General features: G+C 62.8%; 24 protein-coding genes and 1 other annotated feature. Of the genes, 6 read left to right on the top strand and 18 right to left on the bottom strand.

Going from position 1 to position 25,116, the window contains the following annotated elements; translation table 11 throughout:
- Positions 1-24: 24 nt before the first annotated feature.
- Positions 25-735 (top strand): peptide-methionine (S)-S-oxide reductase MsrA, encoded by a 711-nt coding sequence (gene msrA, locus QCE69_RS31215; protein WP_309934776.1) that lies wholly within the window; start codon positions 25-27, stop codon positions 733-735.
- On the opposite strand, the gene QCE69_RS31210 is transcribed toward msrA, so the two are convergent.
- A complete protein-coding gene (locus QCE69_RS31210) occupies positions 699-1,826 on the bottom strand; it encodes an aminotransferase class I/II-fold pyridoxal phosphate-dependent enzyme (protein WP_309934774.1) in 1,128 nt (375 codons plus the stop codon). The two genes, msrA and QCE69_RS31210, sit on opposite strands and share 37 nt — an antisense overlap.
- A gap of 96 nt (positions 1,827-1,922) precedes the next feature.
- On the opposite strand from QCE69_RS31210, the gene QCE69_RS31205 reads away from it, so the two are divergent.
- Positions 1,923-2,816 carry a LysR family transcriptional regulator ArgP gene (locus QCE69_RS31205; RefSeq protein WP_309934771.1) on the top strand — a complete coding sequence of 298 codons (894 nt, stop codon included), beginning with the start codon at positions 1,923-1,925 and terminating at the stop codon, positions 2,814-2,816.
- A gap of 18 nt (positions 2,817-2,834) precedes the next feature.
- Here the strand turns inward: QCE69_RS31205 and QCE69_RS31200 are convergent, their stop codons facing one another.
- From QCE69_RS31200 to QCE69_RS31190, 3 genes are all read right to left on the bottom strand, one after another.
- Complete coding sequence (locus tag QCE69_RS31200; RefSeq protein ID WP_309934769.1) at positions 2,835-3,212, bottom strand: DUF427 domain-containing protein; 378 nt, start codon at positions 3,210-3,212, stop codon at positions 2,835-2,837.
- A gap of 147 nt (positions 3,213-3,359) precedes the next feature.
- The gene (locus QCE69_RS31195) at positions 3,360-3,695 is read right to left on the bottom strand and encodes a DUF4148 domain-containing protein (protein WP_309926294.1); all 336 of its coding nucleotides are present in this window, start codon (positions 3,693-3,695) and stop codon (positions 3,360-3,362) included.
- Between the two features lie 91 nt (positions 3,696-3,786).
- On the bottom strand, positions 3,787-4,680 hold the full coding sequence (locus QCE69_RS31190) for a ketopantoate reductase family protein (protein ID WP_309926291.1): 894 nt from the start codon (positions 4,678-4,680) through the stop codon (positions 3,787-3,789).
- 477 nt (positions 4,681-5,157) lie between these two features.
- Here QCE69_RS31190 and QCE69_RS31185 point away from each other — a divergent pair, with 477 nt between their 5' ends.
- Complete coding sequence (locus tag QCE69_RS31185; RefSeq protein ID WP_309934767.1) at positions 5,158-5,868, top strand: FCD domain-containing protein; 711 nt, start codon at positions 5,158-5,160, stop codon at positions 5,866-5,868.
- A 245-nt stretch (positions 5,869-6,113) separates the two neighbouring features.
- Positions 6,114-6,587 carry a ferritin-like domain-containing protein gene (locus QCE69_RS31180; protein WP_309926287.1) on the top strand — a complete coding sequence of 158 codons (474 nt, stop codon included), beginning with the start codon at positions 6,114-6,116 and terminating at the stop codon, positions 6,585-6,587.
- A 90-nt stretch (positions 6,588-6,677) separates the two neighbouring features.
- Here QCE69_RS31180 and QCE69_RS31175 read toward each other — a convergent pair whose 3' ends face one another.
- On the bottom strand, positions 6,678-7,334 hold the full coding sequence (locus QCE69_RS31175) for a peroxiredoxin (protein ID WP_309838052.1): 657 nt from the start codon (positions 7,332-7,334) through the stop codon (positions 6,678-6,680).
- Positions 7,335-7,758: 424 nt separating this feature from the next.
- On the opposite strand from QCE69_RS31175, the gene QCE69_RS31170 reads away from it, so the two are divergent.
- Entirely contained in the window at positions 7,759-9,258 is a 1,500-nt protein-coding gene (locus tag QCE69_RS31170) for an amino acid permease (protein WP_309935422.1), read from the top strand.
- Between the two features lie 55 nt (positions 9,259-9,313).
- Here QCE69_RS31170 and QCE69_RS31165 read toward each other — a convergent pair whose 3' ends face one another.
- The 10 genes from QCE69_RS31165 to QCE69_RS31120 all read right to left on the bottom strand — a co-directional run bounded on the left by QCE69_RS31165 (position 9,314) and on the right by QCE69_RS31120 (position 20,755).
- A complete protein-coding gene (locus QCE69_RS31165; RefSeq protein WP_309926285.1) occupies positions 9,314-9,616 on the bottom strand; it encodes a hypothetical protein in 303 nt (100 codons plus the stop codon).
- The gene (locus tag QCE69_RS31160; protein WP_309934765.1) at positions 9,609-11,441 is read right to left on the bottom strand and encodes a carbamoyltransferase; all 1,833 of its coding nucleotides are present in this window, start codon (positions 11,439-11,441) and stop codon (positions 9,609-9,611) included. The genes QCE69_RS31165 and QCE69_RS31160 overlap by 8 nt, the downstream gene beginning before the upstream one ends.
- A 5-nt stretch (positions 11,442-11,446) precedes the next feature.
- Positions 11,447-12,445 carry an SGNH/GDSL hydrolase family protein gene (locus QCE69_RS31155; protein ID WP_309934763.1) on the bottom strand — a complete coding sequence of 333 codons (999 nt, stop codon included), beginning with the start codon at positions 12,443-12,445 and terminating at the stop codon, positions 11,447-11,449.
- A 33-nt stretch (positions 12,446-12,478) separates the two neighbouring features.
- Positions 12,479-13,597, bottom strand: a complete 1,119-nt coding sequence (locus QCE69_RS31150) for a hypothetical protein (RefSeq protein WP_309934760.1) — start codon at positions 13,595-13,597, stop codon at positions 12,479-12,481.
- A 441-nt stretch (positions 13,598-14,038) separates the two neighbouring features.
- Entirely contained in the window at positions 14,039-16,039 is a 2,001-nt protein-coding gene (locus QCE69_RS31145; protein WP_309934759.1) for an acyl CoA:acetate/3-ketoacid CoA transferase, read from the bottom strand.
- A gap of 95 nt (positions 16,040-16,134) precedes the next feature.
- The gene (locus QCE69_RS31140; protein ID WP_309934757.1) at positions 16,135-18,060 is read right to left on the bottom strand and encodes a potassium transporter Kup; all 1,926 of its coding nucleotides are present in this window, start codon (positions 18,058-18,060) and stop codon (positions 16,135-16,137) included.
- A gap of 148 nt (positions 18,061-18,208) precedes the next feature.
- Positions 18,209-19,045 carry a ThiF family adenylyltransferase gene (locus QCE69_RS31135; protein WP_309934755.1) on the bottom strand — a complete coding sequence of 279 codons (837 nt, stop codon included), beginning with the start codon at positions 19,043-19,045 and terminating at the stop codon, positions 18,209-18,211.
- Between the two features lie 72 nt (positions 19,046-19,117).
- Entirely contained in the window at positions 19,118-19,852 is a 735-nt protein-coding gene (locus tag QCE69_RS31130) for an ABC transporter ATP-binding protein (protein WP_309838060.1), read from the bottom strand.
- 142 nt (positions 19,853-19,994) lie between these two features.
- Positions 19,995-20,369, bottom strand: a complete 375-nt coding sequence (locus tag QCE69_RS31125; protein ID WP_309934752.1) for a DUF1493 family protein — start codon at positions 20,367-20,369, stop codon at positions 19,995-19,997.
- Between the two features lie 11 nt (positions 20,370-20,380).
- Entirely contained in the window at positions 20,381-20,755 is a 375-nt protein-coding gene (locus QCE69_RS31120) for a DUF1493 family protein (protein WP_309934750.1), read from the bottom strand.
- Between the two features lie 159 nt (positions 20,756-20,914).
- Between QCE69_RS31120 and QCE69_RS31115 the strand changes: the two genes are divergently transcribed.
- A protein-coding gene (locus QCE69_RS31115; protein ID WP_309934748.1) for an IS3 family transposase occupies positions 20,915-22,149 on the top strand; the annotation gives its coding sequence in 2 pieces (ribosomal slippage) (positions 20,915-21,206 and positions 21,206-22,149; 1,236 coding nt in all).
- Positions 21,196-21,312: a sequence feature (AL1L pseudoknot), on the top strand. Its footprint overlaps the gene before it by 117 nt.
- A gap of 31 nt (positions 22,150-22,180) precedes the next feature.
- Here QCE69_RS31115 and QCE69_RS31110 read toward each other — a convergent pair.
- From QCE69_RS31110 to QCE69_RS31100, 3 genes are all read right to left on the bottom strand, one after another.
- A complete protein-coding gene (locus QCE69_RS31110; RefSeq protein WP_309934745.1) occupies positions 22,181-22,531 on the bottom strand; it encodes a hypothetical protein in 351 nt (116 codons plus the stop codon).
- 12 nt (positions 22,532-22,543) lie between these two features.
- On the bottom strand, positions 22,544-23,014 hold the full coding sequence (locus QCE69_RS31105) for a type VI secretion system tube protein Hcp (protein ID WP_309926266.1): 471 nt from the start codon (positions 23,012-23,014) through the stop codon (positions 22,544-22,546).
- A gap of 149 nt (positions 23,015-23,163) precedes the next feature.
- Entirely contained in the window at positions 23,164-25,107 is a 1,944-nt protein-coding gene (locus tag QCE69_RS31100) for a branched-chain amino acid ABC transporter ATP-binding protein/permease (RefSeq protein WP_309934743.1), read from the bottom strand.
- Between the last annotated feature and the right edge of the window lie 9 nt (positions 25,108-25,116).

The raw sequence follows: 25,116 nt of genomic DNA, 5'->3' as shown, positions 1-25,116 counted from the left end.
AGCGTGTGTCACCAGGAGCAGTCCATGTTGAAAACCAGCAAGTCTTTCAAGGTCGCGAGCGTGGCGGTGCTGTTCGCGGGCGCCTTTGCGTTGCAGCGTGTCGCGCATTCGAGCGAGGAAGCGGTAAAGATTCCGCCGCCCGCGCACGACGAAACCGCCGGCGCGGTGCATAGCGAAACCGCCGTGTTCGCCGGCGGTTGTTTCTGGGGCGTTCAGGGCGTGTTCCAGCACGTCCGCGGCGTCAAGGAAGTGATGTCCGGTTATGCGGGCGGCGCGGCGAACACAGCGCAATACGAGCGTGTCAGCGAAGGCGATACGGGTCATGCGGAATCCGTGCGTATCACCTACGACCCGGCGCAGGTCAGCTACGGCAAACTGCTGCAGATCTTCTTTTCGGTCGCGCACAATCCGACCGAACTCGACTATCAAGGCCCCGACCACGGCACGCAATATCGCTCGGCCGTGTTCCCGACGAATGCGGCGCAGCGCGAGATTGCCACCGGGTATATCGCGCAGCTCGACCGCGCGCATGCTTATGGCGGCAAGATCGTCACGCGGGTCGAGGACTACAAGGGCTTCTATCCCGCCGAAGGTTATCACCAGAACTATTTGACGGAGCACCCGGAAAGCCCGTATATCGCGATCAACGATCTGCCCAAGGTGGGCAACCTCAAGCAGATGTTCCCGGGTGTCTGGCGTCAGGATGCGGTGCTGGTGACGGTCGCGTCCAAGTAGGCGTCGAGCATGGCGAGCGCCTCGGGCAGGTTGCGGCGGCCGAAGCCGAGACGCACGTGCGCATCGCCATGATCGATCAGCGTGGAAGGCAACAGCAGTACGCCGGTCCGTTCGAGCAGTTCTGAACAGAAACGCGTGGCAGCGCCCTGCTTCAGGCGCACGAAGCCGATCGTCCCCGCGCGCGGGCGCTGCCATTCGACACGTTGCGCGTGACGCAGGAAGAAGTCGTCGAGCAGCCGGAGGTTGGCGCGCACGATCTCGAGGTTGCGCGCCAGCAGCGCGCCGCTATGCCGCACGGCAAGCGTTGCCAGATATTCGCTCGGCGCGCTGTTGCTGATGGTGAGATAGTCCTTGAACGTGCTCATGCGTTCGAGCACCTCGGCGCTGTGCGTCGCCACCCAGCCGAGCCGCAGGCCGGCCAGTCCGTGCGTCTTCGAAAGCGCACCGAGCGATACGGCGCGTTCATACACGTCGCAGGCGGCCGGCAGGCGATCGGCGGGATCGAGCTCCAGCCCGCGGTACACCTCGTCGCTGAACAGCCATAACTGATGCCGCCGGGCGAAATCGACGATCTGTTCGAACGCTTCGCGCGATGGCAAATATCCGGTTGGGTTGTGCGGCGCGCAGATCACGAGCGCGCGCGTGGCGGGCGTCACGAGTGTTTCCAGTGCGTCGATGTCAGGCGCCCAGCCATGCGTCTCGCGCGCCATCCACGCCGACACCCGCACGCCCGATGCCTCCGCCACCGAATAATGCGACTGGTAGCCGGGCATCTGGACGATCACGTGGTCGCCCGGCGCGAGCATCGACCTCATGAACGAATAGATGGCTTCCTGCGCGCCGGTATGCACGATGATCTGGTCCGCGCTCACGCTGTCATACAGCGACGCCAGTTCACGGCGCAATGCGGGCGCGCCGGGATACTCGGTATAGCCGAGCCAGGTGTCGCGGAGTCCGTCGAGCGCGTCCGGTTCGAATTCGAGCAGTTCGCCGACCGACATCGATTCCGGATCTGAACTGCACAGCAGATGGCGCGCGGTGAACTCGTGTTGCGCGAAGTAGCGTTCCAGCTTGAATGGCGTCGGTTGCATGATGCGTGGCTTGATCGGGTTCGAAGAAAGCCGTAGTCTGCGCGTTCGACAGGCCTTAACAAAGCTCATTTTGCTAATCCCGATCAAGGAACGCTAATGCTGGACTATGCCCTTCTGAACGCGCTGCTGGCCGTGGTCCGCACCGGCTCGTTCGAGCGTGCCGCGCGCGAACTCAGCATCACGCCATCGGCGGTATCGCAGCGGGTTAAGCTTCTGGAAGAGCGCGTCGGCAGTCTGCTCGTGCGGCGCGGTCAGCCCTGCGAGGCCACGGCGTCCGGTGCGCTGCTGTGTCGTCACACGGAACGCGTCCAGCTGCTCGAAGCGGAACTCGGCGGCCGCATGCCGGCCCTGCCCGGTACTTCAGGCGAACGGCGCGCGCGGCTGCGCATCGCCGTGAACGACGACAGCATGAGCACCTGGTTTCTCGCGGCGGCAGCGGAGTTTTGTGTCGAGCGGGAGGTGCTGCTGGATCTCGTCGTCGATGATCAGGATCACACGGCGCAGCGCATCCGCGATGGCGACGTGCAAGGTGCAGTGACGACGCTGGCCGAGCCCGTGCCCGGCTGGCGTTCCATGAAGCTCGGACGCATGCGTTATGGCGCAGTGTGCGCGCCTGCTTATTTCGCGCGGCATTTCGAGCGCGGTCTCACACGCGATGCCTTCCGTCAGGCGCCGTGCGTGAACTTCAACGACAAGGACGAGCTGCAGCGGCGTTTCATCCGGCGCGTGACGCGCGCGGACATCCATCCGCCCGCTCACGTGGTGCCGCACGGCGCGGGCTTCGTGAGCGCGTGTACCGCGGGCATGGCCTGGGGCATGTGCCCGCGGCGCCTGGTCGCGCGCGAACTGGAAAGCGGCGAATTGGTGGAGATGTCGCCGGGCGTGCGCTTCGATGTCGATCTGCACTGGCAAAGCTGGCGCCTGGCGGTGGGCTGGCTGGACGACTTCAGCGCGGTGCTGAAGCGTCATGCCAGGCTGTTACTCGACTGAGATTCGCCTGCGCGAGTTTCAGCGCTCGAGCGTTTCGAACGAGTCCACGCGATCCTTGTAGAACGCGAGATGGTCCTTGATCGCCGCGACCGCTTCATACGGTGTCTCGTAGGTCCACACCGCGTTGGCCGACTTCTGTCCACCCGCAGGAATGCTGTAATAGCTGCACTCGCCCTTGTAAGGGCAATAGGTGCTGTGTGGTGTGCGTTCGAGTTGCGCCATGTCCACATCCTTGCGCGGCACATAGAGCACTTCCGGATACGTACTCTCGCGAAGTCCAAGCGCTTCCGTCGTGTCCGCGATCACGCGGCCGCCTGCCTTGACGATGACGCGCAAGGGACTGCGTTCGATGGTGATCGGATGATCCGGTCCGGGAATCTTTACGGCTTTGTCCATGAGTCTCAGCCTCGCAGGGCGCGCCCAATGCGCGTGATCGAAATGATGGTAGCGCCCTCGCGTGATCCCTGCTCAAATGACTAAGGCGCAGCCGCGTTTCCGCGACTGCGCCTCGCCTGGCAGCCCCGCTGCCGGGGCAATGACGGATCAGTGGCCGAAATAGACCGGCTTGGTGCCGTCGTTGTCCATCGGGCGCATCGAGCGCATGCCGGACGCCGACGTGCCGGCCCGCGTTCCGCCGTACGCATTCATATCGGCGTTATACCCATTGCCGTTCTGACGCTGCACACGGCCCTCCGCGGCCTGGATATCCTGCGGGTACGAAGTCTGATCCGACTGCGACGGGTCATAGCCCGCTGCTTCCACTTGCCGCAGATCCTGCTTCACCTGGGCGCGCGTCACGGTCGAATCGGATTGCGCGAATGAGAGGGCCGGCGCCACCACAACGGCGGCAATGGCCACGGCCTTGATCAAGGATTTCATGGTGATCCTCCGGTATGTAGACATCGCGCAGAGATTTTTCTGCGCGTGCTTCATACTCAGCATCGAGCGTGCCAGACCGCTAGGGAAATCCCTATGACGCCTTGCTCTCAACCAGCCTGACGAGCGTATGCAGTACGCGATTCGCCGGCGTCGGCACACCCAGCGCCTCGCCGCGCCGTACGATCAGACCATTCAGGTGATCGATCTCGCTGAGCTTGCCGCGCGCAAGATCCTGCGCCGTGGAGGAGAACTGGCTCGGCATGGTTTCCGCGATACGGCTCACTGCGGCATCCACGTCGCCGGGAATGGTCACGCCTTCGGCCTTTGCGACGGCCAGGCACTCATCTACCACGTCGCGCATCGTGCGCGTGACGCCCTCGCCCTGAACCAGCTTTCCATACGGCAATTGCGTGATGGCCGAGAGTGCGTTGTAAGCGCAATTCAGCACGAGCTTGGCCCAGAGCGCGCCGCGTACATTGTCTGATATCTCGGTGGGCACACCCGCCTCGATGAACGCGCGTGCCACTTCCTCGCTTCGTGTCGATGGCTCGATCACGAGTTCGCCGCGGCCGTGATGCCGGATATGTCCGGGACCGGCCATTTCGGACGCGACGTACACGACGGCGGCCGCCGCTTCCTGCGGCAGCATCTCACGCAGACGCGCCGCATTCTCGACGCCGTTCTGCAGCGAGAGCAACAACGCGTCGCGTTCGAGATGCGGCTCGAGTTCGCGAGCGGCGCTCTCGGTATCGGTGGACTTCACGCAGAAGAGCACGAGTTGCGCGCCCTGCACCGCGTTCGCGTGCGTGCTGGCCGCGACGTGCACGCGCTCGTCGAACTGTTGCGTGTCGAGCCGCAGTCCTTCACGTTCGATCGCCTCGACATGTTGCGGCCGCGCGATCAGCACGACCTCGTGACCCGTGCGCGCCAGCATGCCGCCGTAATAACAACCAACCGCGCCCGCGCCCATCACCGCGACTTTCATCTCGCCTTCTCCTCATTGCATGGCGTTGCATTGGCTCGCCACGGTAACACAGCGAAGCGGCCGGTCCACGCGCAACGCTAGCGAAGATGCGCAAACGCTTGCGCTTGTCGAAGCAAATCGCGTGATGTTGGCTATCGTCGCAACTTTGTGTGCGGACGCACCATAGTCAGTCGAATTCGCGGTGAACCATATTGTTAAATCAGGCCATACGGATATACGCTTCTTTCAGTGGATTGACGATGCCGTCCGCAGGGGAGCCGAGCGCCAGAATCTGGCCGCATTCGGAAGCGCATCGTCGACAGTGATCCCGGGGATCAATACACGGCAGGCCGCAGGGCAGGCACGTCGCGGGCGCATGGAAGCGCAGGGAAGGGCGCGGGGTGCACGCTGCCGGAATTCGAAAAGGCGCGGATCAACCGTTCGGGGATGAGCGGCCGGAAGCCTTGAAGCGTGGGCGATTTCACGAGAACAAAAAACATGAATCATGGTTATGAAGCATCGCTCGTCAAGCGCGTGGTGAATCAACTCGTCGCAAGCATCGTGAACGGTGAATACCAGGACCATGTCCTGCCGCCGCAAGTGCTGCTTTCGAAGAAGCACGGCGTGAGCCGCACCATCATGCGCGAAGCGCTGAGCGTGCTGATCTCGCGACGCATGCTCGACGTGCGGCCCAAGACCGGCACGCGCATCAAGCCGGTCAGCGAATGGCTCGTGATGGATGCCGAGGTTGCCGAATGGCGTCTGCGCGTCCAGCCCGATACGGACTTCGTGCGCCGCCTCATGGAGTTCCGCACACTGGTCGATCCGCCCGCCGCCGCGCTGGCTGCGACCCGCGCGAACCGCCATCAACGCATTGCCATCAACGCGGCGTTCCAGAAGCTGCTGCACACGAGCCCGACCGAAGCGCTGCAATCCACGGCGGAGGATGCCTTGCAGGCCGCCATCGTCGATGCCAGCGGCGACGAGTTGCTGCGGCAGATGGGTTGCGTCGTGCGCATCGGCATCAAGACGATGAAGGCGGCGCTGCGCACGCAGCCGCATGCGCTGCCACGCGTGCCGGAGAGCCAGCTCGGCGAATATGGCCGGCTCGTGCGCGCGATCGAACTCAATGACAGCGATGCCGCCCGCGAGGCCATGACGCAAGTGCTCGCGCGCAGTGCTTCGCTGTGGACCGAAGAGCTCGTCTGACACGTTCTCGTCTGACACCCGCTAGCAAGCTGTTCTTCCCGCACTGCCGCAAAGACGCTCCTGCAAGCCGGGAGCGCATCTTGCGCGACTCTACGAGCCCTGGGTCAGCGCTTTCGCCTCGCATGCGCCGTTCGCGTGACTACAATGAGTGAAGCCCCGGGTGAAGCTTCGTGTGCGAGGACGCATGCGCGTCCGCCCTGCGGTGCGCTCGTGCGCTGACGTACGTTCAAGACACGGAGGCAGGAATGGCAGAACTCGACAAGGAACAGGTCGTCGGCGTCCTGAACCGGATTCTCGAATCCGAACTCGCAGGCGTCGTGCGCTATACCCACTACTCGTTTCTGGTGTTCGGCTTCGGCCGTATTCCCATCGTGTCGTGGTTGCGCGCACAAGCCGACGAGTCGCTGATGCATGCGCATCAGGCCGGCGAATGGATCACCACGCTCGGCGCGTATCCGTCGCTGACCATCGGACCGCTGCTCGATACCCACACGTTCGACATCTCCACCATCCTTCGCGAATCGCTACAGTCCGAGCAGGTTGCGCTCGGTCACTATCGCGAATTGCTGCGGATTGTGGAAGACCGGTCGGTCGCGCTGGAGGAATATGCGCGGCAGATGATCCAGGTCGAAGAGCTGCATGCGGGCGAAGTCGACAAGATGCTGCGCAGGCCCGGTGAAGTGGATACCACGCCCGAGCGCCGCACGGGCCGCCACTGAGCAATGCCTTTCTGAAAACACAAGCTGAAACAACAAGCGCCGGCGCCGCTTGCAGCGGCCGGCGCTTTCAGGATGCCAGGTGAACGACGCTTACTTCGGCTGCGCGACCGTGCGCAGATAAGGCTTCAGTGTCTTGAAGCCGTCCGGGTATTTCTTCTTCGCATCGTCGTCCGACACCGAAGTGGGGATGATCACGTCATCGCCCGGCTTCCAGTTCACCGGCGTGGCCACCGTATGCTTGGCGTTGAGTTGCAATGCATCGAGCAGACGCAGCACTTCGTCGAAGTTGCGGCCCGCGCTCATCGGATACGTGAAGGTCGCCTTCACCTTCTTGTCCGGACCGATCAGGAACACGGCGCGAATCGTTGCATTGTCGTTGGCGGTGCGCGGGCTGCCGCCGCTCGCGTTCGGATGGATCATGTCGTAGAGCTTCGCGACATTCAGATCCGCGTCGCCGATCATCGGATAGTTGACCGCGCTGCCCTGCGTCTCTTCGATATCCTTCGCCCATTGCGCGTGATTCGTGACGGGGTCGATGGAAAGACCGATAACCTTGGTATTGCGCTTGTCGAATTCGGGCTTGAGCTTCGCCATGTAGCCAAGCTCGGTGGTGCAGACCGGTGTGAAGTCCTTCGGATGCGAGAACAGGATCGCCCAGTGGTCGCCAATCCACTCGTGAAAGCGGATCGTGCCTTCGGTCGTTTCTGCCGTGAAATCGGGCGCTTCATCACCAATGCGAATAGCCATATCAAATCTCCACATATAGAAAGAACCGGTGAACATTCTGCATGCGGCAAGAATGGTTTCCGGGTTGAAACACTGAAAATGCCACAGTCACGCCGATTATAGTGCGCGACGCCGGGCCTGCGCTCCCGGCTTCCAAAGCCCTTGCGCTTCGTGTGGCCTTGTGTCACTGCGCTTCAATGTGAACGCCCGTTTCGTCGCGGCACATTTCCTGCTGCCCCGGTGCTGTTTTGCAGACCTTCCGACGAAGTGTCGCTCGAATTCGACGGTGAAATCTGCTATTACGGAACGACGCCAATCGCTGAAGCATGGGTTGGCGGGAAGTAGCAGGGCCGCGCAAGATCCCGCATTCGAACAGGCGGACAGCCTTCGCCGTGCCAACGGGCGCGGCCGCCCTGCCGCCGCACAGGAGGCGATCGTGACTGTCATGCAAAGAAAATCCATCGCTACGCTGCAGGACGAAGCGGATGCGACCGACGACGCCATGCAGGAACACGGCGGCCATGCGCTGAAACGCTCGCTCAGCTCGCTGGATGTCGTGATGCTGGGCATAGGCTGCATCATCGGCGCGGGCATCTTCGTGCTGACGGGCCATGCTGCCGCCACCAACGCCGGCCCGGCGATCATTCTGTCCTTCGTGCTCGGCGCCATCGTATGTGCGCTGGCGGGACTCTGTTACGCCGAGATGGCCTCCACGGTGCCGGTATCCGGCAGCGCCTATACCTACGCCTACGCAACGATGGGCGAACTGATCGCCTGGCTCATCGGCTGGGATCTGATCCTCGAATATGCAGTGGGCGCGACAACCGTTGCGATCGGATGGTCGGGTTATGTCGTGAGCTTCCTGCATTCACTCGGCATCGACATACCCGCACAGTTCGCGGGTGCGCCCTTCTCGTACGAACCCGGACACGGCTGGAGCCATGCGGGCGCGGTGCTCAACATTCCCGCGATGCTGATCGTCGGACTGATCACGATCCTGCTCGTGATCGGCATACGCGAGTCGGCGCGCGTGAACAGCTTCATCGTCATCATCAAGGTGCTGATCGTGCTGGCCTTCATCGGCGCGGGCATCGCCTATGTCGACACGGGCCACTGGGTCACCGCGAAGAACCCGACCGGCGCGTTCATTCCGCCCAACACCGGCGAGTCCGGCGTGTTCGGCATGAGCGGCGTGCTGCGCGGCGCGGCCGTGGTGTTCTTTGCCTATATCGGCTTCGATTCGGTGTCGTGCGTCGCGCAGGAGACCAAGAACCCGAAACGCGACATGCCGATCGGCCTGCTCGGCTCGCTCACCATCTGCACGATTCTTTATGTGCTCGTGTCCTACGTGCTCACGGGCATCGTGCCCTATGACAAGCTCAACGTCTCGGACCCGATCGCGGTGGGCGTCGATGCCATCGGCATGCGCTGGCTCTCGCCCATCGTCAAGCTCGGGGCGATCTTCGGCCTGACCTCGGTGATCCTCGTGCTGCTGCTGTCCCAGCCGCGCATCTTCTATTCGATGGCGAGAGACGGCCTGCTGCCGCCGTTCGCGTCGAAGATTCATTCGCGCTTCCACACGCCCTACATCACGACCATCATCACGGGCGTCATCGTGATGGTTCTCGCGGGGCTGCTGCCTATCGGGCTGGTCGGCGAACTCGTGAGTATCGGCACGCTGTTCGCCTTCATGGTGGTCTGCATTGGCGTGCTGGTGCTGCGCATCACGCAGCCCGAGCTGAAACGCTCGTTCAAGACGCCGGCCGTGTATGTGGTCGCGCCGCTGGGCGCGTTGTCGTCGCTGTTCCTGATGTCGGGACTGCCGGCCGATACCTGGATCCGGCTCGTGGTGTGGATGGCGATCGGCGTCGTCATCTATTTCGTCTACGGCATCCGTCACAGCAGACTGCGCGATCAGCGCAGCGCGCATCCGGCGCGTCATTGACACAGCAAAGAGCCGCCCATACAGGCGGCTCGATTGTTTCGCGCATCGAAAGCGCTCAATACATCGCGTAGATGAAATTCGACACCTGTTGCGTCGCCTCATCGGTGGCGCGCAATTCGGCGGCCATGCTGCGCCATTCGGGTTCGAGCGCCGCGAGCGAATCGAGCCCCTGGCGCCTCCAGATGTCCACGAGCGAGGCGATCATGTCGTCCTCGCTCACGATGGGCTCAGGCTCGAAGACATCCTGCAGATAGGACGCGCAGTCGGCGTCGAAGGCCGTGGGAATAAAGCCTTCGACTTCCGGCTTCAAGGCCGCGAGCCGTGCGGCGAAGAACTGGTTCAGGTCGGCATCAGTCAAGTTCATACTCCTTCTTCCAGGATTCATCCATCTCGACAGCAGCTTGCTCGTCGCGATAGAGGATGTAGTTGCCCAGCACGAGCGCGTCGATCTCGGTGCGCATGAAACAGCGGTAAGCGTCCTCGGGCGTGCAGACGATAGGCTCGCCGCGCACGTTGAACGACGTGTTCACGAGCACCGGGCAGCCGGTGAGTTCATCGAACGCGCGCAGCACGGAGAACATGCGCGGATTGACGTCCTGCGTCACCGTCTGGATGCGCGCGCTGTAATCGACGTGCGTGATTGCGGGCACGTCGCTGCGCACCGCGTTGACGATCTCCAGCATGTCCTCCGGATCAGCGGCGTCCTTCGGCGTGATACGGCGCGCCTCTTTCACGGGCGCGACGAGCAGCATGTAGGGACTGTCGGCGTCGATGTCGAACCAGTCGGCCGCGCGCTCCTTCAGCACGATGGGCGCGAACGGGCGGAACGATTCGCGGAACTTGATCTTCAGGTTCATGCGCGACTGGGTATCGGCGGCGCGCGGATCGCCGAGGATGGACCGTGCGCCCAGCGAACGCGGGCCGAATTCCATGCGCCCCGAGAACATGCCGACGATCTTCTCCTGCGCCAGCAGCGACGCCACCTGCCGCGCGCCCTCTTCACCCTCCGGCAGCGCATGGAACACGGCGCCTTGACGCTGCATGAAGGAGAGGACTTCATCGTCGCGATACGCCGGGCCGATGAAACTGCCGCTTTGCGCATCGCCCTGCGGGGCGAGTACAGGACGGGTTCCGCCGAGCACGTTGAAGTCCGCGAGACAGGCCGCGCCGATGGCGCCGCCCGCATCTCCGGCGGCGGGCTGGATCCAGATTTCGTCGAAGATGCCCTCGCGCAGGATCTTGCCGTTGGCGACGCAATTAAGCGCCACGCCGCCCGCCAGGCACAGCTTGCTCGCGCGGGTGAGTTGCCTGATCCCGTAACACAGCTTCACCATGACTTCCTCGGTGACGGCCTGGATCGATGCCGCGAGGTCCATCTCGCGCCGCGTGATGCGCGATTCGGGCGTGCGCGGCGGACCGCCGAACAACTCATGGAAGCGTGCGTTAGTCAGCGCGAGGCCGCGATGGTAGTCGAAGTAGTCGAGGTCGAGACGGAACGAACCATCCGCCTTGATATCGATCAGATGCTGGCGGATCTTGTCGGCATAGACCGGCTTGCCATAGGGCGCGAGGCCCATCAGCTTGTATTCGCCGCTGTTGACCTTGAAGCCGCAATAGAACGTAAAGGCGCTATAGAGCAGCCCGAGCGAATGCGGATAGCGGATTTCCTTGAGGATATCGAGCTTCGAACCGCTGCCGAAGCCGAGGCTCGTCGTGGACCATTCGCCGACTCCGTCCACGCACAGCACCGCGGCTTCCTGGAATGGAGAGGGAAAGAACGCCGAGGCTGCATGCGAATAATGATGCCGTGAGAAGTAGATCGGCACGTCGTCGCACGCGAGCATCGCGCGGATCTGTTCCTTGAAGTACGGCTTGACGCCGAAGAACGATTTGACGGCGTTCGTGAAGAACGCCTGCGACTCGGGCGCGAAGGCAATCGACGAGCGGATGATGCGGTCGGCGGTCAGCGCAGGATCGTCATAGAACGCGATAGCCGAGAGATCCGTGCCGTCGATCTCCGCCTCTTCGAGACAGTAGTTGATCGCGCCCGCCGGAAAGCCCGGATCGTGGCGCTTGCGCGTGAAGCGCTCTTCCTGCGCCGCCGCGACGATCTCGCCATCCTTGAGGATTGCCGCCGCCGAGTCGTGATAGAAGGCCGAAATGCCGAGTACGTAGCGTGCCATTGTCGTTATCCGATGATGTTTCGAAGCTGATTGGCCAAGGCTTCCCCGACCGCCCGGTGCGCGGGCGGTGTCATGTGCACGTCGCCGCGAAAACGGAAGCCGCGGCGCGTTTCGTCGTCGAACTTCCACAGGTCGTCCACGACGTGATGCACCGGCACGCCGCACTCGGCCGCCAGTTCGTCGAAACGCTTGCGCACGCCCGCATAACTCGCGGTCTTCTCGACGTACTGATACACCGGCAGCACGGCGATCAGCACCGGCACCTTCACTTCGGCGCTCCAGTGCAGCAGGATCGCGCGCAGCAGCTTCCACGCGTGACTGTCGGGCGAGTCGTATTCGGGCAAGGGCTGGAAGCGCGTGAGCTTCTGCACCTTGTCCTTGAACTCCGGTCCCATGCCGTTCACCATCTGGCGCGCCTTGGAGAACAGGCCGCCGCCCGGCGCGGGCGACTGATCGGCCTCGCAATGAAACGGCTGCGGCACGGGCACGCCCTGCAGGTCGATCGCGCCGCACTCCGACAGCTCGAACCACGGCTTCGGCACATAGAGCGGCGCGCCTTCGCGATCCGACCATTCGCGATGCTTCATCACGTTGCGCTGGATGTTCTCCACCAGCACGCTGATGACCACGGCATCGAAGTCGATCTTCTTCGCGAACTCGCGATACACCAGATATTGCTGATCGGTGCCGCTGCCGGACAGTCCGAAGTTGAGCACTTCCGTATCGGGCAGGTTGTCTTCCAGCACGTCGGAATAGCGCTTGCCGTTGCTGACGCCGTCGCCTGCCGTGAAGGAATCGCCGAACACGAGTACACGGCGCGCGCGATTCTTCTGCGGTGTCGCTTCGTGATTGCAGCGAAAGCCCGCGCCGTTCGTCTTGACGAGATAGCCGCCGCCCTCATGCGGTATCCGCAGCTTCAGACCCGGCACGAAGCGATATCCCAGCATCTCGTCGTACTGCATCAGCTGGCGGTGCAAGGGCGGCGCTTCTGCGCGTGCATTCATCGGTCTCTCCCGTTCGCCCGTGGGCGTCGTTGCTTATCCCGCGACGGCAAGCTCGCCCGAGCGCGCACCGTTGATGACTTCCGCGACGCCGTCGACATACACGTGACGCGGACTCGATGTCGCGAGCAGATGCGCGAAGCCCGCACTGCCCTCGCCGCCTTGCCATGCATGCGGCCGGTCGTACAGGCACAGGTCGGCGCGCATGCCCACGGCGAGCGAACCCAGATCGCGCAGGCCGACTGCGCGCGCCGCGCCGTGCGTCAGCGAATCGATCCATGCGTCGCACGCGGCGTCCGGACAGGCGCTCATCTCCGCCGCGCCCTGCGCGAGCCGGTGCAGCGCGCCGGCATCGACCGAGCAGGCCAGCGCGCGTGCGTTGAGCCAATGAGCCCAGAGCCGATGCTCGATCAGCGAAGCCCGCACGAGCGGCGCGCCGCATACGAGATTCACATCCGTTTCCGCGATGAACGCCGCGTCCTGACGCGAAATGTCGGCGGGACCGAACAGCGTGGTCTCGCAGCTCAGGATCGACAGATAGGACAGCAGCCCGACCTCGGTGAAGTAGCGCGTCTGCCGATACTCGCGCTCGTCGTCATGCGAAGGACACAGCTTGACGCACAGGCGCTTGCGCAGACGTTCCGCTGCCGATGCCACGCCAAGCAGCGACGCAGCCGACCAGATCCGCGCGGGCACCACGGCGGGCAGGAGCATGCAGCGCGGATCGGGTGTGTCGAACAACGCGTGCAGGTCGGCTTCCGGCGGTTCGTCGAGTTCGATGTAGATCAACCGGCGCACGCCATTGCCGCCCGCGAATGCGCAGGCATCGGGAAAGCCGCGCTGGAACGAGCCGGCGGTGGTGATGCCGTGAGTGAGCAGCAGGTTCGAGTGTTCGCGCCATGAGTCGGGCGCGATGCCGGCGTCAGCATCGATGAGGCCGGGGACGCAGACGAGATCGGCGGCATCGAGGCGATCCGTGCGCACGGACTCGCGCGGAGCCAGAATCCGTGCGATGCGGTCGCCGTCTATTTCCAGATCGCCGCGCACGAAACGATGCGTGAGCGAATCGAAATACCACGCATCGGACAGCACCCACTGATTCGCATGACACGCAAGCTGATCCAGCGCATTCATCTCGGCCCCCGTGTGCGTCATGCCGAGTCCCGGATGCGACTGTCCAGGCATGAATCGGCACGCACGACGACTGTCCTCGCGCGGCGCAAACGCGCCTGACCGCGATGGCTTCGGTTCAGAATATAGAAGTGCTATCCGGCGTGCGCCGCGGGTCTTGCGCAGCGCTTTCCTCGCGTACTGCGGCGGGTTTTGCGTTTGCGAACCCGCGCAGCTTTCCGGAGTGAAAACATTTTCTTCAGCGCGTTGACAGGCCGATGTTCGGAAGGCCACACAGCCACAGGCGGCCCGAGGCGCGCCACTTCGACCGGTGCGATGCGCCATGATCGTGCGGAACGCCTTCTGGCGGGGCTTTCGGGCGCTTTTGCGGTGCTTCTTCAGCGCCCTTTTTGTGCATTGCGCCAGGCGCCCATGGCCGATAGGCGCTATGCAATGGCCGCTGTGCGCAGCGCGTGGGCGGCCGCTTCACTCTGCGGCGCGCCTCGACTCGTGTTCGCGCGCCTCTTCAGGGCTTTCGTAGATATACGGCGCAAGCCCCCGACGCTTCAGCGCATCGCCCAGCTTGAGGCGCAGGAAACTGCTGGTGGTGTAGCGCGTCACGCGCTCGTACAGCGTGTTGACCAGACGCGTGACCATCTCTGAATAGGCGTCCAGCATGTCAGGACGGATCGAGAAGTTGTCGTAGTTCACGATGGCATGCGGCCGCGCCTTCGCCCCGCTCAGTTGCTTTTCGACTTCGCGCTGGATCGCCTCGACGTCGCTTGCATTCTGGACCTCGTGTCCTTCGAAATTGATGAAGAACAGATTCTTCTCCGCGTCGTAGCTGAAGCGCTCCGACAGATCCAGCCGCAGCAACAGCGTTCGCAGCCCCATCGGCGCATCGCGGAAGATGCGTTCGTCCATCAGGCGCGGCGGCGGCTCCATCAGCGGTGTGAACCCCATCCTGGCGACGATGTCCCGCTTGATGTCCACGCCCGGCGCCACCTCAGTCAGCCGCAGCCCGTGCTGCGTGAGTTCGAACACGCAGCGTTCGGTGATATAGAGCACGGTCTGGCCGCGCTCGGCCGCGTACCGGCCGCTGAAGGTTCGATGCTCCACCGCGTCCACGAACTTGACGCACTCCCCGTCACGACGGATGCGCAACTGGCCGTCTTCTATCGCGAGGTCCAGCTTGCCCGCATTGAAGGTGCCGACGAACACCACTTTCTTCGCGGCCTGGCTGATGTTGATGAAGCCGCCCGCGCCCGCCAGCTTGGGGCCGAACTTGCTGACGTTCAGATTGCCCTCACGGTCGGCCTGTGCCAGACCGAGGAACGCGATGTCGAGACCGCCGCCGTCATAGAAATCGAACTGATACGGCTGGTCGATGATCGCCTGCGTGTTGGTCGCCGCGCCGAAGTTGAGGCCGCCCGCCGGAATGCCGCCGATGACGCCCGGCTCCGTGGTCATCGTGAAGAGGTCGATGACCTGCTCCTCGTTCGCGACGCTCGCAATGCCCTCCGGCATGCCGATGCCGAGATTGACGACGCTGTTGGCCATCAGCTCGAAGGCGGCACGGCGGGCGATGATCTTGCGTTCGGTGAGCGGCATCGGCGGCACCGAGCTCGCGGCCACGCGCAGTTCGCTCGAGAATGCCGCGCTGTAGGGCTCGCCGAAGGTCTGCCAGTGATTGTCCGGCCGCGCGAGCACGACGCAATCCACCATCACGCCCGGGATCTTCACCTGCCGCGAATTGAGTGTGTTGGATTCGGCCAGCCGCTCGACCTGCGCGATCACGATACCGCCCGAATTGCGCGCGGCCATCGCGATGGACAGCGCTTCCAGCGTCAGCGCTTCCTTTTCCATCGTCACGTTGCCGTTGAGGTCGGCGGTGGTGCCGCGCACGATGGCGACATCGATCGGGAAGGTCTGGTAGTACAGATACTCGGTGCCGTCGATCGGCATGAGCCGCACGATATCCTCGGTGGTGCGCGCGTTCAGCTTGCCGCCGCCGTGACGCGGATCGACGAAGGTCCCGAGACCCACGCGCGACAATTGCCCCGGACGATGCGCGGCGATGTCGCGGAACAGCTGCGAGATCACGCCTTGCGGCAGGTTGTACGCTTCGATCCGGTTGTCGATGGCCAGCTTCTGCAATCCCGGCACAAGCCCCCAGTGCCCGCCGATCACGCGTTTCACCAGCCCTTCGTGCGCCAGATGATTGAGGCCCTTGCCCCGGCCGTCGCCCTGGCCTGCCGCATACACGAGCGTCAGGTCCGCGAGGGGCTCAGTGCCTTCGCGAAAGCGTTCTTCCAGCGCCATCGCCACTTCCTCGGCAAAGCCGATGCCGACGAAGCCGCTCGTCGCGAGGGTATCGCCGGAACGGATCAGCCGCACGGCCTCGTGAGCCGACACGATCTTGCCGCGCTCGACGAGCCGGGCGCTGGACGGAAACGGCTGGCGGGTCGGCGGACTGCTGGCGGTCATGGCGTCTCCTGGATGATGTGATCTTGTTTTCACCCGCTTGCATCGATTTGCACCGGGTATATGTCTCGTGAAGTCTGATCAGCCGATTTCCGCCGTCATATCTCGACGCGCGCACCCAGTTCGATCACGCGATCGGCGGGCAGGCGCAGGTAAGCCGCCACATTGCCGACGTTGTGCAGCATGATCGCGAAGAGCCGCTCGCGCCATAACGCCATGCCGTGGCCCGGAGTCGGCACTACGCTGGCGCGGGACAGGAAATAGGAGATCGTCGCCCGATCGAACTTGAGCCCCGACGAACGACACGTCTCCAGCGCGGCGGGCAGGTCCACTTCGTCCTTGAAGCCATAGTTCACGGTCAACTGGAAACAGCCGTCGCCGAGCTGCTGCAACGAGACGCGGCGCCCTTCCTCGACCCACGGCACCGGCTCGGTCGCGACCGTCAGGAAGACCGTGTGTTCGTGCAGCACGCGGTTGTGCATCAGATTGTTGAGCAGCGAATGCGGCACGCCGTTCGGATCGTTCGACATGAAGATCGCCGTGCCCTCCACCCGCGCCGGCGCCTTGGCATGCAGGTTCGACAGGAACTGCCGCAGCGGCATCGTGCCCGCGCGCACGCGCGCTTCCTGCACCATCAGTTGGGCGCCGCGTCCCCAGGTGGCCATGATGGTGAACATCAGGAGGCCGATCGCCAGCGGAAACCAGCCGCCTTCCCTGATCTTGAGCAGGTTCGCCGAGAAGAACATCGCGTCGATCACGAAGAAGAACGCGGTCGCGAACAGGCACAGCGCCCAGTTCAGATGCCATGCATAGCGGATCACGAAGAAGGTCAGCACGGTGGTGATGAGCATCGTGCCCGTCACGGCGATGCCGTATGCGGAGCCGAGCGCCGTCGACGACCCGAAGCCCAGCACGGCGGCGACCACCGCCAGCAGCAAGGTCCAGTTGATGCCCGGCACGTAGATCTGCCCGATCTCCCGTGCCGACGTGTAGACGACGCTCATGCGCGGCAGAAAGCCGAGCTGCATGGCCTGCTTGGTCATCGAATACGTGCCGGAGATGACCGCCTGCGAGGCGATGACGGTCGCGATGGTCGAGAGCACCACCATCGGATAGAGCATCCACGACGGGAACAGCCGGTAGAACGGATTCTGCAGCGCGGCGGGATCCGCGATCAGCAGCGCGCCCTGCCCGAGATAATTGAGCGCGAGCGCCGGAAAGACCACCGCGAACCAGGTGAGGCGGATCGGCAGCGCGCCGAAGTGACCCATGTCGGCATAGAGCGCTTCGGCGCCGGTCAGCGACAGCACCACGGCGCCGAGCGCGACGAACGCGAGCCAGCGATGATGTGCGCAGAACGCGAGTCCTTCGAGCGGATCGAGCGCGGCGAGAATTTTCGGCATGGCCACGATGTTCACGACGCCCGATACGGCCAGTATCACGAACCACACCACCATGACCGGCCCGAAGACCGCGCCGATGCCCGACGTGCCGTACTTCTGCATCAGGAACAGCGCCACCAGCGCGACGAGCGTCACGGGCACGACATAGGGCTGCAGGCCGGGCGCGGCGACTTCGAGCCCTTCCACTGCGCTGAGCACCGAGATCGCCGGCGTGATGACGCCGTCGCCGTAGAACAGCGCGGCGCCCATCACGCCGATCAGCAACAGCGTCTGCTTGAGGCGCTTCTTCGATTCGACCGAGGACGCCGCGAGCGCGAGCAGCGCCATGATGCCGCCTTCGCCGTGGTTATTGGCGCGCAGGATCAGCGTGACGTATTTGAGCGAGACGATCAGCGTGAGCGACCAGAAGATCAGCGAGACGATGCCGATCACATTGGCCGGCTGCAGCGCGAGACCACCGGCGGGATCGAAGACGGTTTTCAGCGTGTAAAGCGGGCTTGTGCCGATGTCGCCGTACACGACGCCGAGCGCCGCCAGCGAGAGCCCCGCCCACGCCGTTCGGCCGTGCGGTCCGGGCGCGTGCTGGTCGCCGGCCGGCATGCCAGTTGCAGTCGATCCCATGATTCCTCCCTGCGTTATGGAGCCGCTGCGTATGCCGCGGCCGATTTGTCAGAGGATGAGCGTCTGCCTGATTGTCTCGATAGCAGTATAGGAACGGTTGCGGGCTTGTGTTCGGGTTCGTGTTCGGCTTGTGTTCTTGCAGCACGTTTCACGCGTAGCGGATCTGCGCCACGGCGCGCAGGTCGTCGGCGCTTGCCGTCCCGTAGCCGAAGAACTCGAGATAGGCGGGAATCATTTCGAACAGCATGTCGGTGCCGACTTGCACCTTGCAGCCTTTGTCCATCGCCGCGCGCAGCAACGGCGTGTATTCCGACTTCATCACTACTTCGCCGACGAACGTGGCAGGCGCGATGCGGTCGATATCGAACGGCATGGGATCGCCCTCTTTCATGCCGAGCGGTGTGGCGTTGACGATGACGTCGAAACCGGCGGGATCTTTCGTGTCGGTGCGCACGGTCAACTGCGGATAGTGCTCGCGCAGACGTGCTGCAAGTCCTTCCACAGACGCCGTGTTCATGTCGAAGATCGCCAGTTCGGCGACACCGGCGGCGGCCAGCGACGCGGCAATCGGCGAACCGACGCCGCCGCTGCCCAGCACCAGCACGCGCGCCCCGTCGAGCTTGCAACCCTTACGCTCGACGCCGCGCACGAAGCCTGCGCCGTCGAACTGATCGCCCAGCAGCGTGCCGTCCGGTCGCTTCAGGATGGCATTGCACGCGCCGGCGATGCGCGCGGTCGGACTGACTTCATCCATCAGGCCGAGGGTCGTGATCTTGTGCGGCATCGTGACGAGCGCGCCGCGGATGTTGGTGAGATTGAACAACTGCGGCAGGAAGGCGACGAAATCGTCCGGTTTCACGCCCATCGGCACGACGACGGCATCGATGCCTTGCTGGTCGAACCACGGGTTGTAGATCATCGGCGCCTTGAAAGCTTCGGTCGGGTAGCCGAGATGGGCGATGAGGGTGGTCTTGCCGCTGATCATGGCCGCTCCTTGTGCAAGGTCAGGCAGCGCGGAAAGCGCGTGCCTTCACCATGATAGTGCGGTTCGCGCGAGTCAGTGGCTTGCGCCGAGGTAGGCCGCCTTGACCGAGGGATCGTTGCGCAACTGCTCCGCCGGGCCATGCGTGGCGACCCGGCCGTTTTCGAGCACGTAGCCGTAGTCGGCGACGTTGAGCGCGGCCGCCGCGAACTGTTCGACCAGCAGCATCGTGACGCCGTCCGCCTTCAGGCGCTCGATGATGCGGAATACTTCGTCGACGAGAATGGGCGCAAGACCCATCGACGGTTCGTCGAGCAGCACGAGATCCGGGTTCAGCATGATCGCGCGCGCCATGGCGAGCATCTGCTGTTCGCCGCCCGAGAGCGTGCCGGCCAGTTGATGACGGCGTTCCTTCAGGCGCGGAAACAGTTCGATTGCGCGTTCGAGATCGGCGTCCACGTCGCCCTTCGGACGCGACCAGGTGAGGCGCGGGAACGCGCCGAGCAGGAGGTTGTCGGTGACGGACATCGTCGCGAAGACGCGGCGGCCTTCGGGAGAATGCGCAAGACCCAGCCGCGCGATACGGTGCGAGTCCAGCGAGTCGATACGCCGGGTGTTGCTGCCGACGCCCATGGTGATCTCGCCGTCAGTGGCCTTGATCATGCCGGAGATGGCGCGCATGGTGGTGGTCTTGCCCGCGCCGTTCGAGCCGATCAGGGTGACGACCTTGGCCTTCGGCACGTGAAGCGAGATGCCGTGCAGGACCTTGACTTTGCCATAGCCGGCGTGGAGGTTGTTGATGGTCAGCATCGTGAGCGGGCTCTCTTCGTCTTCGGCGCGGGTTGTGCGGTGGGTGCTTTTTCGGGGTTGTTCTTTCTGATTAGATACCTGTGGTGCGCGCTGGTCTATTAGCAACGGCCCTCGCTTGGGACGGATTTTCGTGGCTGCGGGATCAGGTGCTTTGGTCGTGGATGTGGCGCAGCGCGGCGGTGTCCCATCTGCCCATGTCGATAGCGTGCTGGAGCATTCCGAGGGTCAGGGGTTCTGCTACCCGGTAATCAATCAGTCCCCGCCTCTTGAACAGCCACTTCGTCAGAAATGGAATCCGAATTCCACGGAATGGATAGTAGCGGTTGAACGCGAAGTCGCCCAAATCGATAGGAAAGCGTTCGAAATATTCAGCGAGCAGATCCTCTATGTCCTCAGGCGCCATCTGGAGATCTTCTTCCAGCCGATCACTCAATTTGAACGGCCGACGTTTTGGGTTGAAGCCATACGTTTGAACCAGCTCCTCGAAATCAGCCGAGAGCGCCAACGGATGCGTCATTGTGTTTTTAGTCAAAAGTTTTGATCCCCTATGCGCCGAAGCTCGTCAGTGTCCCACCTGCCCATAGCGATTGCGTGCTGAAGCATTGCGAGAGTCAGCGGTTCCGCAACCCGGTAATCGACAATGCCCCATCTTTTGAACAGCCACTTGGTCAGGAACGGAATTCGGACTCCCCGAAATGGGAAGTAGCGATGAAAAGCGAAGTCGCCTGGATCGATAGAGAATTTTTCGAAATATTCCACAAAAAAATCCTCCAAGGCTTCGGGAGACATTTGAAGATCTTCTTCCAGGCGGTGATTCGGCTTGAATGGTGAACAATTTGGATTGTGTCCATGCTTGCGAATCAGCTTCTCCAGTTCAACCGAGAGTGCCAACGGTTGCGTCATTGATTCTGTCCCCTGAACGAACAAGCGCGTTGTAGCGCAATATGGTCTTCACCTGAATCGAAACGATGTCATACGCTGCGACCGGTATAGGAAACCACGGCAACCACCTTGAACCGCCCCGGATTTTGTGGAGGCTCCAACTCTTGAGAGAATGGAGCAATGAACAAGAAGGCAACGAAGTTTTCCCCGGAAGTCCGGGAGCGCGCAGTGCGCCTCGTGCGCGAGCAGCGTAGCGAACATCCGTCGACGTGGGCGGCGGTCGAGTCGATTGCGCCGATGATCGGCTGCACGCCGCAGACACTGCACGAGTGGGTCAAGCGCGACCAGGTCGACCACGGTGAGCGCGATGGCGTGACCACAGACGAGCGCGAGCGCCTCAAAGCCCTGGAGCGCGAAGTCAAGGAGTTGCGTCGTGCCAACGAGATTCTCAAAGTCGCGAGCGCGTTTTTCGCCCAGGCGGAGCTCGACCGCCGTTTCAAGTCCTGAAGGCCTTCATCGATCAGCATCGCGACACCTTCGGGGTCGAGCCGATCTGCAAGGTCTTGCGGATTGCCCCGTCGGGTTACCGACGCCACGCCGCGCAGCTTCGTGATCCGTCGCGGCGCTCTGTTCGCGCCATCCGCGATGAACATCTGCGGCCGGAGATCGAGCGTGTGTGGCAGGCCAACATGCAGGTCTACGGCGCGGATAAAGTCTGGAAGCAGATGAACCGGGAGCGTATCGCGGTGGCGCGCTGCACGGTCGAACGGTTGATGAAGCAACTGGGCTTGCGCGGCGTGATGCGAGGCAAGCGTGTTCGCACGACTGTCCCTGATGTCATAGCCCCGCGCCCACTCGATCGGGTCAATCGCCAGTTCAAGGCGGCACGGCCGAACCAGCTCTGGGTTTCGGATTTCACCTACGTTTCGACGTGGCAGGGCTGGCTGTATGTGGCCTTCGTGATCGATGTGTTCGCTCGCCGTATTGTCGGCTGGCGCGTCAGCTCCTCGATGACCACTGACTTCGTTCTGGACGCACTTGAACAGGCGCTTTACGCGCGACGCCCGGGCGACGACGGAACCTTGATACACCACTCGGACAGAGGGTCCCAATACGTTAGCATTCGCTACAGCGAACGGCTGGCCGAAGCGGGCATCGAACCGTCGGTCGGCAGCCGGGGCGACAGCTATGACAACGCCCTGGCTGAAACGATCAACGGCTTGTACAAGGCTGAACTGATTCATCGCCGCACCTGGAAAACGCGGGAATCCGTGGAACTGGCAACCCTGCAGTGGGTGGCCTGGTTCAATCATCATCGGTTGATGGAACCCCTCGGCTATATCCCGCCCGCCGAAGCTGAGGCAAACTACTATCGACGCCTTGAAACAGCTGCCACTGAACCCGCATCAACTTAAACCAACCAGCCTCCACAATTCCCGGGGCGATTCACCTTCCGACAACAGCGCCAAGGTGAGCCGTATAGCTGACGCGTATCGAGGGGAAGCCCACTAATGTGGGAAGGCTCCTCTTGAGTCGGATGTCGAGCAACGCCCGGCAAATGACAGAAGCGATCGATGTTCCAGGCGATGCCCCTTTCGGCTTCTGGCGCGTCTTCAACATGGGCCTGCCCAACACAACCGCAAACACGGCAGCAACTTCAACGACGTCGAAGTGCTCGCAAATGATCTCCACCAGCACGCAGAGATAAAGCTCCTCCTTGGTGAGATCATGCAGGTCACCATAGCTATACAGGGTGACTGACAACTCCCCATCGCTGACAAGCGCTTCGTAGCTCACGTCCCGCCGCCGTTATCGAAACTGCCGCAGATCGATCACTGCCGTCACCGCGCCCATCGTGCCGCCGGTGATGCTTTGCGGAAAGTATTCCTGCTTCATGGTAGTGAAGGAGAGACTGACCGTCTCGATTGCCATGCTGCCTCCACCTGCCGGAGACACGTGCGTGATGACTACATCGCCAAGCGTTATTCGAAAGTATTCGAACGGCACCCCACCCGCTTTCCGCAAGGTGAGCTTGACCTGCCTGATGCGCGTCCCATTGAAGCAATACACCGCGAGATTGGGCGAGGCGCGGTCAATCTGATGTATGAACGTCAGGTCGCCCACAGTAGCTTTGGATGCCCCGCCACCCGAGCCTGACGTGTTGGCAGCGTTCTGCCGGATATCCCAGTTCCATGAACTGGCCTGAATGGCACGAGGGTGCATTGCGTCCGGAGACTCACCGTCGATACCGTCGATGTCTACAAAAATATCGCCAGACATGGATCTCCACGCTCGGCCGAGGAAGCCGCTCCTCAGCGGCTGAATATCCTGAATGACTGTAGAGCATCAGAAAATCAGGATAAGTCGAGGTGACGGCAGCTTATCGCCAGAACGAAAACCTGATAACCCCGAAAGATCCGAAATCGCCCTCAAGCCGCCTCAGCCGCCTGCCCACCCAGATAAGCCTCGATAACCTTCTCGTTGGCCTGAATCTCCGCCGGCTTTCCTTCCGCAATCTTCTGCCCGAAATCCAGCACCGAAACGATATCGCACACGCTCATCACCACATCCATGTGATGCTCGATCAGCACGACCGTGATCCCGTGATGCCTCACCTTGCGAATGATCGCCACCAGTTCGCGGATATCCGGCGCAGTCAGTCCGGCTGCCGGTTCATCGAGCAGCAGTAGTTGCGGATCGAGCGCCAGCGCCCGCGCGATTTCGAGCAGACGCTGCTTGCCATAAGGAAGATTGCGCGCCTCCTCGCCGGCTGCATGCTCCAGTCCCACGAAGCGCAGCATATTGAACGCCCGCTCCCGTGCCGCAAGTTCTTCGCGCCGGTAACGCGGACTCATCACGCCGACATCCGCCAGGTTTGACCTGAACGTGTGATGCAGTCCGACGAGCACGTTCTCCAGCGCCGTCATCTCCCCGAACAACTGCACGTTCTGAAACGTCCGCGCAATGCCCGAAAGCGCGATGCTCGACGACGTGCGTCCCGCGAGCGACTGCCCTTCGTAGTCGATGGCGCCCGCCGTCGGCACATAGATTCCTGTCAGCACGTTCATCATCGTGCTCTTGCCCGAGCCGTTCGGTCCGATCAGCCCGTGGATCGTGCCGCGCCTGACCGTCAGGTTCACGTCGTTCAGCGCCTTCAGTCCGCTGAACTGCATCAGGACGCCGCGCACGTCGAGGATCGCATCCATGCCCGCAGCCTCGACCGCCGATAGCGCATCGTCCTCGCGCGTCTGGTTCGCGAGTTCCTCGGTATCCACCTTGGTCACGCGCACGCGGCCGAGATTCAGCGTCTTGCGCACGAAGCCGACAATGCCGTCCTGCAAGTAATACACGACGAGCAGGATCATCAGCCCGAAGATGGTCAGACGCCAGTCGGTCAACGCCTCGATCCAGAACGAGAACACGGCGAGCCCCGCCGTGCCGATCACCGGCACCGCCACGCGCTGCAAGGTCGTGGTCTTGCGGGCCAGCGCCAGCGCGGCGCCCAGCACGACGATAACCGCCAGCGCCGTGGCAACCACGCGGAAGTTCGAGATATCGTCGAGCAGTTTCGGCAGCAGGACGATCACCGTCGAGCCGATGATCGCGCCCGTCCGCGTCTTGCGTCCGCCCATGATGATGGCAAGCAGGAACAGGATGGTCAGTTCGAAGTTATAGGTATTCGGCGAGATGTACTGCTCCGAATACGAATACAGACAACCGGCGAGCCCCGCGAAACCCGCGCTGATCACGAACGCATAGACCTTGTATCGATACACCGACACACCCATGCAATCGGACGCGATCGGGCTGTCGCGCAGGGCTTCGAACGCGCGGCCCAGATGCGACTTCAGCACCCGGTGCACGACGATCAGCGACACCACCAGCAGCGCCGCGACGAGCCAGTAGTACTGCACCTCGTCGAGCCGATGCCCGGCAAAGGACGGCTTCGGGATCTTGAGTCCCATCGGGCCGTTGGTGAGGAAGTCCATCTCGTTGATGAGGATCTGGATAATCGTGCCGAACGCGAGCGTGACCATCGCGAGATACGGACCGGACACGCGCAGCGCGGGCAACGCGAGGATCGCGCCGAAGCCGGCCGTGACGAGGATCGAAAGCGGCGCGGTCACGTAGAACGGCATGCCGAGCTTGATGAACAGCACGCCCGCCGTGTACGCGCCCACGCCGAACAGCCCTGCATGACCCAGCGAGACCTGACCGGTATAACCCACCACGATATCGAGCCCGAACAGCAGGATCGCGTAGATCATGATGGTTTCGACGAGATGGATGTAATACGGATTGCCCGACGCCAGCGGAAACACCACCAGCGCGGCCAGGCCGACGAGCGCTGCGATCCAGTTCTTTGCATTCATCGTGGCCGC

Origin of the sequence: Caballeronia sp. LZ032, assembly GCF_031451315.1 — a bacterium.
Taxonomy (GTDB): domain Bacteria; phylum Pseudomonadota; class Gammaproteobacteria; order Burkholderiales; family Burkholderiaceae; genus Caballeronia.
The sequence above is the reverse complement of the archived record's forward strand: the minus strand, read 5'-3'. Positions and strand labels throughout refer to the sequence as shown.

What these genes read in the sequence shown, in the direction of transcription:
- QCE69_RS31105 (WP_309926266.1), bottom strand. Translation starts at nt 23,014, where the DNA reads ATGTCTGGCGATATTTTTGTAGACATCGACGGTATCGACGGTGAGTCT.
- QCE69_RS31210 (WP_309934774.1), bottom strand. Translation starts at nt 1,826, where the DNA reads ATGCAACCGACGCCATTCAAGCTGGAACGCTACTTCGCGCAACACGAG.
- QCE69_RS31130 (WP_309838060.1), bottom strand. Translation starts at nt 19,852, where the DNA reads ATGCTGACCATCAACAACCTCCACGCCGGCTATGGCAAAGTCAAGGTC.
- QCE69_RS31185 (WP_309934767.1), top strand. Translation starts at nt 5,158, where the DNA reads ATGAATCATGGTTATGAAGCATCGCTCGTCAAGCGCGTGGTGAATCAA.
- QCE69_RS31205 (WP_309934771.1), top strand. Translation starts at nt 1,923, where the DNA reads ATGCTGGACTATGCCCTTCTGAACGCGCTGCTGGCCGTGGTCCGCACC.
- QCE69_RS31140 (WP_309934757.1), bottom strand. Translation starts at nt 18,060, where the DNA reads ATGGGATCGACTGCAACTGGCATGCCGGCCGGCGACCAGCACGCGCCC.
- QCE69_RS31120 (WP_309934750.1), bottom strand. Translation starts at nt 20,755, where the DNA reads ATGACGCAACCGTTGGCACTCTCGGTTGAACTGGAGAAGCTGATTCGC.
- QCE69_RS31145 (WP_309934759.1), bottom strand. Translation starts at nt 16,039, where the DNA reads ATGACCGCCAGCAGTCCGCCGACCCGCCAGCCGTTTCCGTCCAGCGCC.
- QCE69_RS31195 (WP_309926294.1), bottom strand. Translation starts at nt 3,695, where the DNA reads ATGAAATCCTTGATCAAGGCCGTGGCCATTGCCGCCGTTGTGGTGGCG.
- QCE69_RS31170 (WP_309935422.1), top strand. Translation starts at nt 7,759, where the DNA reads ATGCAAAGAAAATCCATCGCTACGCTGCAGGACGAAGCGGATGCGACC.
- QCE69_RS31180 (WP_309926287.1), top strand. Translation starts at nt 6,114, where the DNA reads ATGGCAGAACTCGACAAGGAACAGGTCGTCGGCGTCCTGAACCGGATT.
- QCE69_RS31150 (WP_309934760.1), bottom strand. Translation starts at nt 13,597, where the DNA reads ATGACGCACACGGGGGCCGAGATGAATGCGCTGGATCAGCTTGCGTGT.
- QCE69_RS31125 (WP_309934752.1), bottom strand. Translation starts at nt 20,369, where the DNA reads ATGACGCATCCGTTGGCGCTCTCGGCTGATTTCGAGGAGCTGGTTCAA.
- msrA (WP_309934776.1), top strand. Translation starts at nt 25, where the DNA reads ATGTTGAAAACCAGCAAGTCTTTCAAGGTCGCGAGCGTGGCGGTGCTG.
- QCE69_RS31135 (WP_309934755.1), bottom strand. Translation starts at nt 19,045, where the DNA reads ATGATCAGCGGCAAGACCACCCTCATCGCCCATCTCGGCTACCCGACC.
- QCE69_RS31190 (WP_309926291.1), bottom strand. Translation starts at nt 4,680, where the DNA reads ATGAAAGTCGCGGTGATGGGCGCGGGCGCGGTTGGTTGTTATTACGGC.
- QCE69_RS31175 (WP_309838052.1), bottom strand. Translation starts at nt 7,334, where the DNA reads ATGGCTATTCGCATTGGTGATGAAGCGCCCGATTTCACGGCAGAAACG.
- QCE69_RS31155 (WP_309934763.1), bottom strand. Translation starts at nt 12,445, where the DNA reads ATGAATGCACGCGCAGAAGCGCCGCCCTTGCACCGCCAGCTGATGCAG.
- QCE69_RS31160 (WP_309934765.1), bottom strand. Translation starts at nt 11,441, where the DNA reads ATGGCACGCTACGTACTCGGCATTTCGGCCTTCTATCACGACTCGGCG.
- QCE69_RS31100 (WP_309934743.1), bottom strand. Translation starts at nt 25,107, where the DNA reads ATGAATGCAAAGAACTGGATCGCAGCGCTCGTCGGCCTGGCCGCGCTG.
- QCE69_RS31200 (WP_309934769.1), bottom strand. Translation starts at nt 3,212, where the DNA reads ATGGACAAAGCCGTAAAGATTCCCGGACCGGATCATCCGATCACCATC.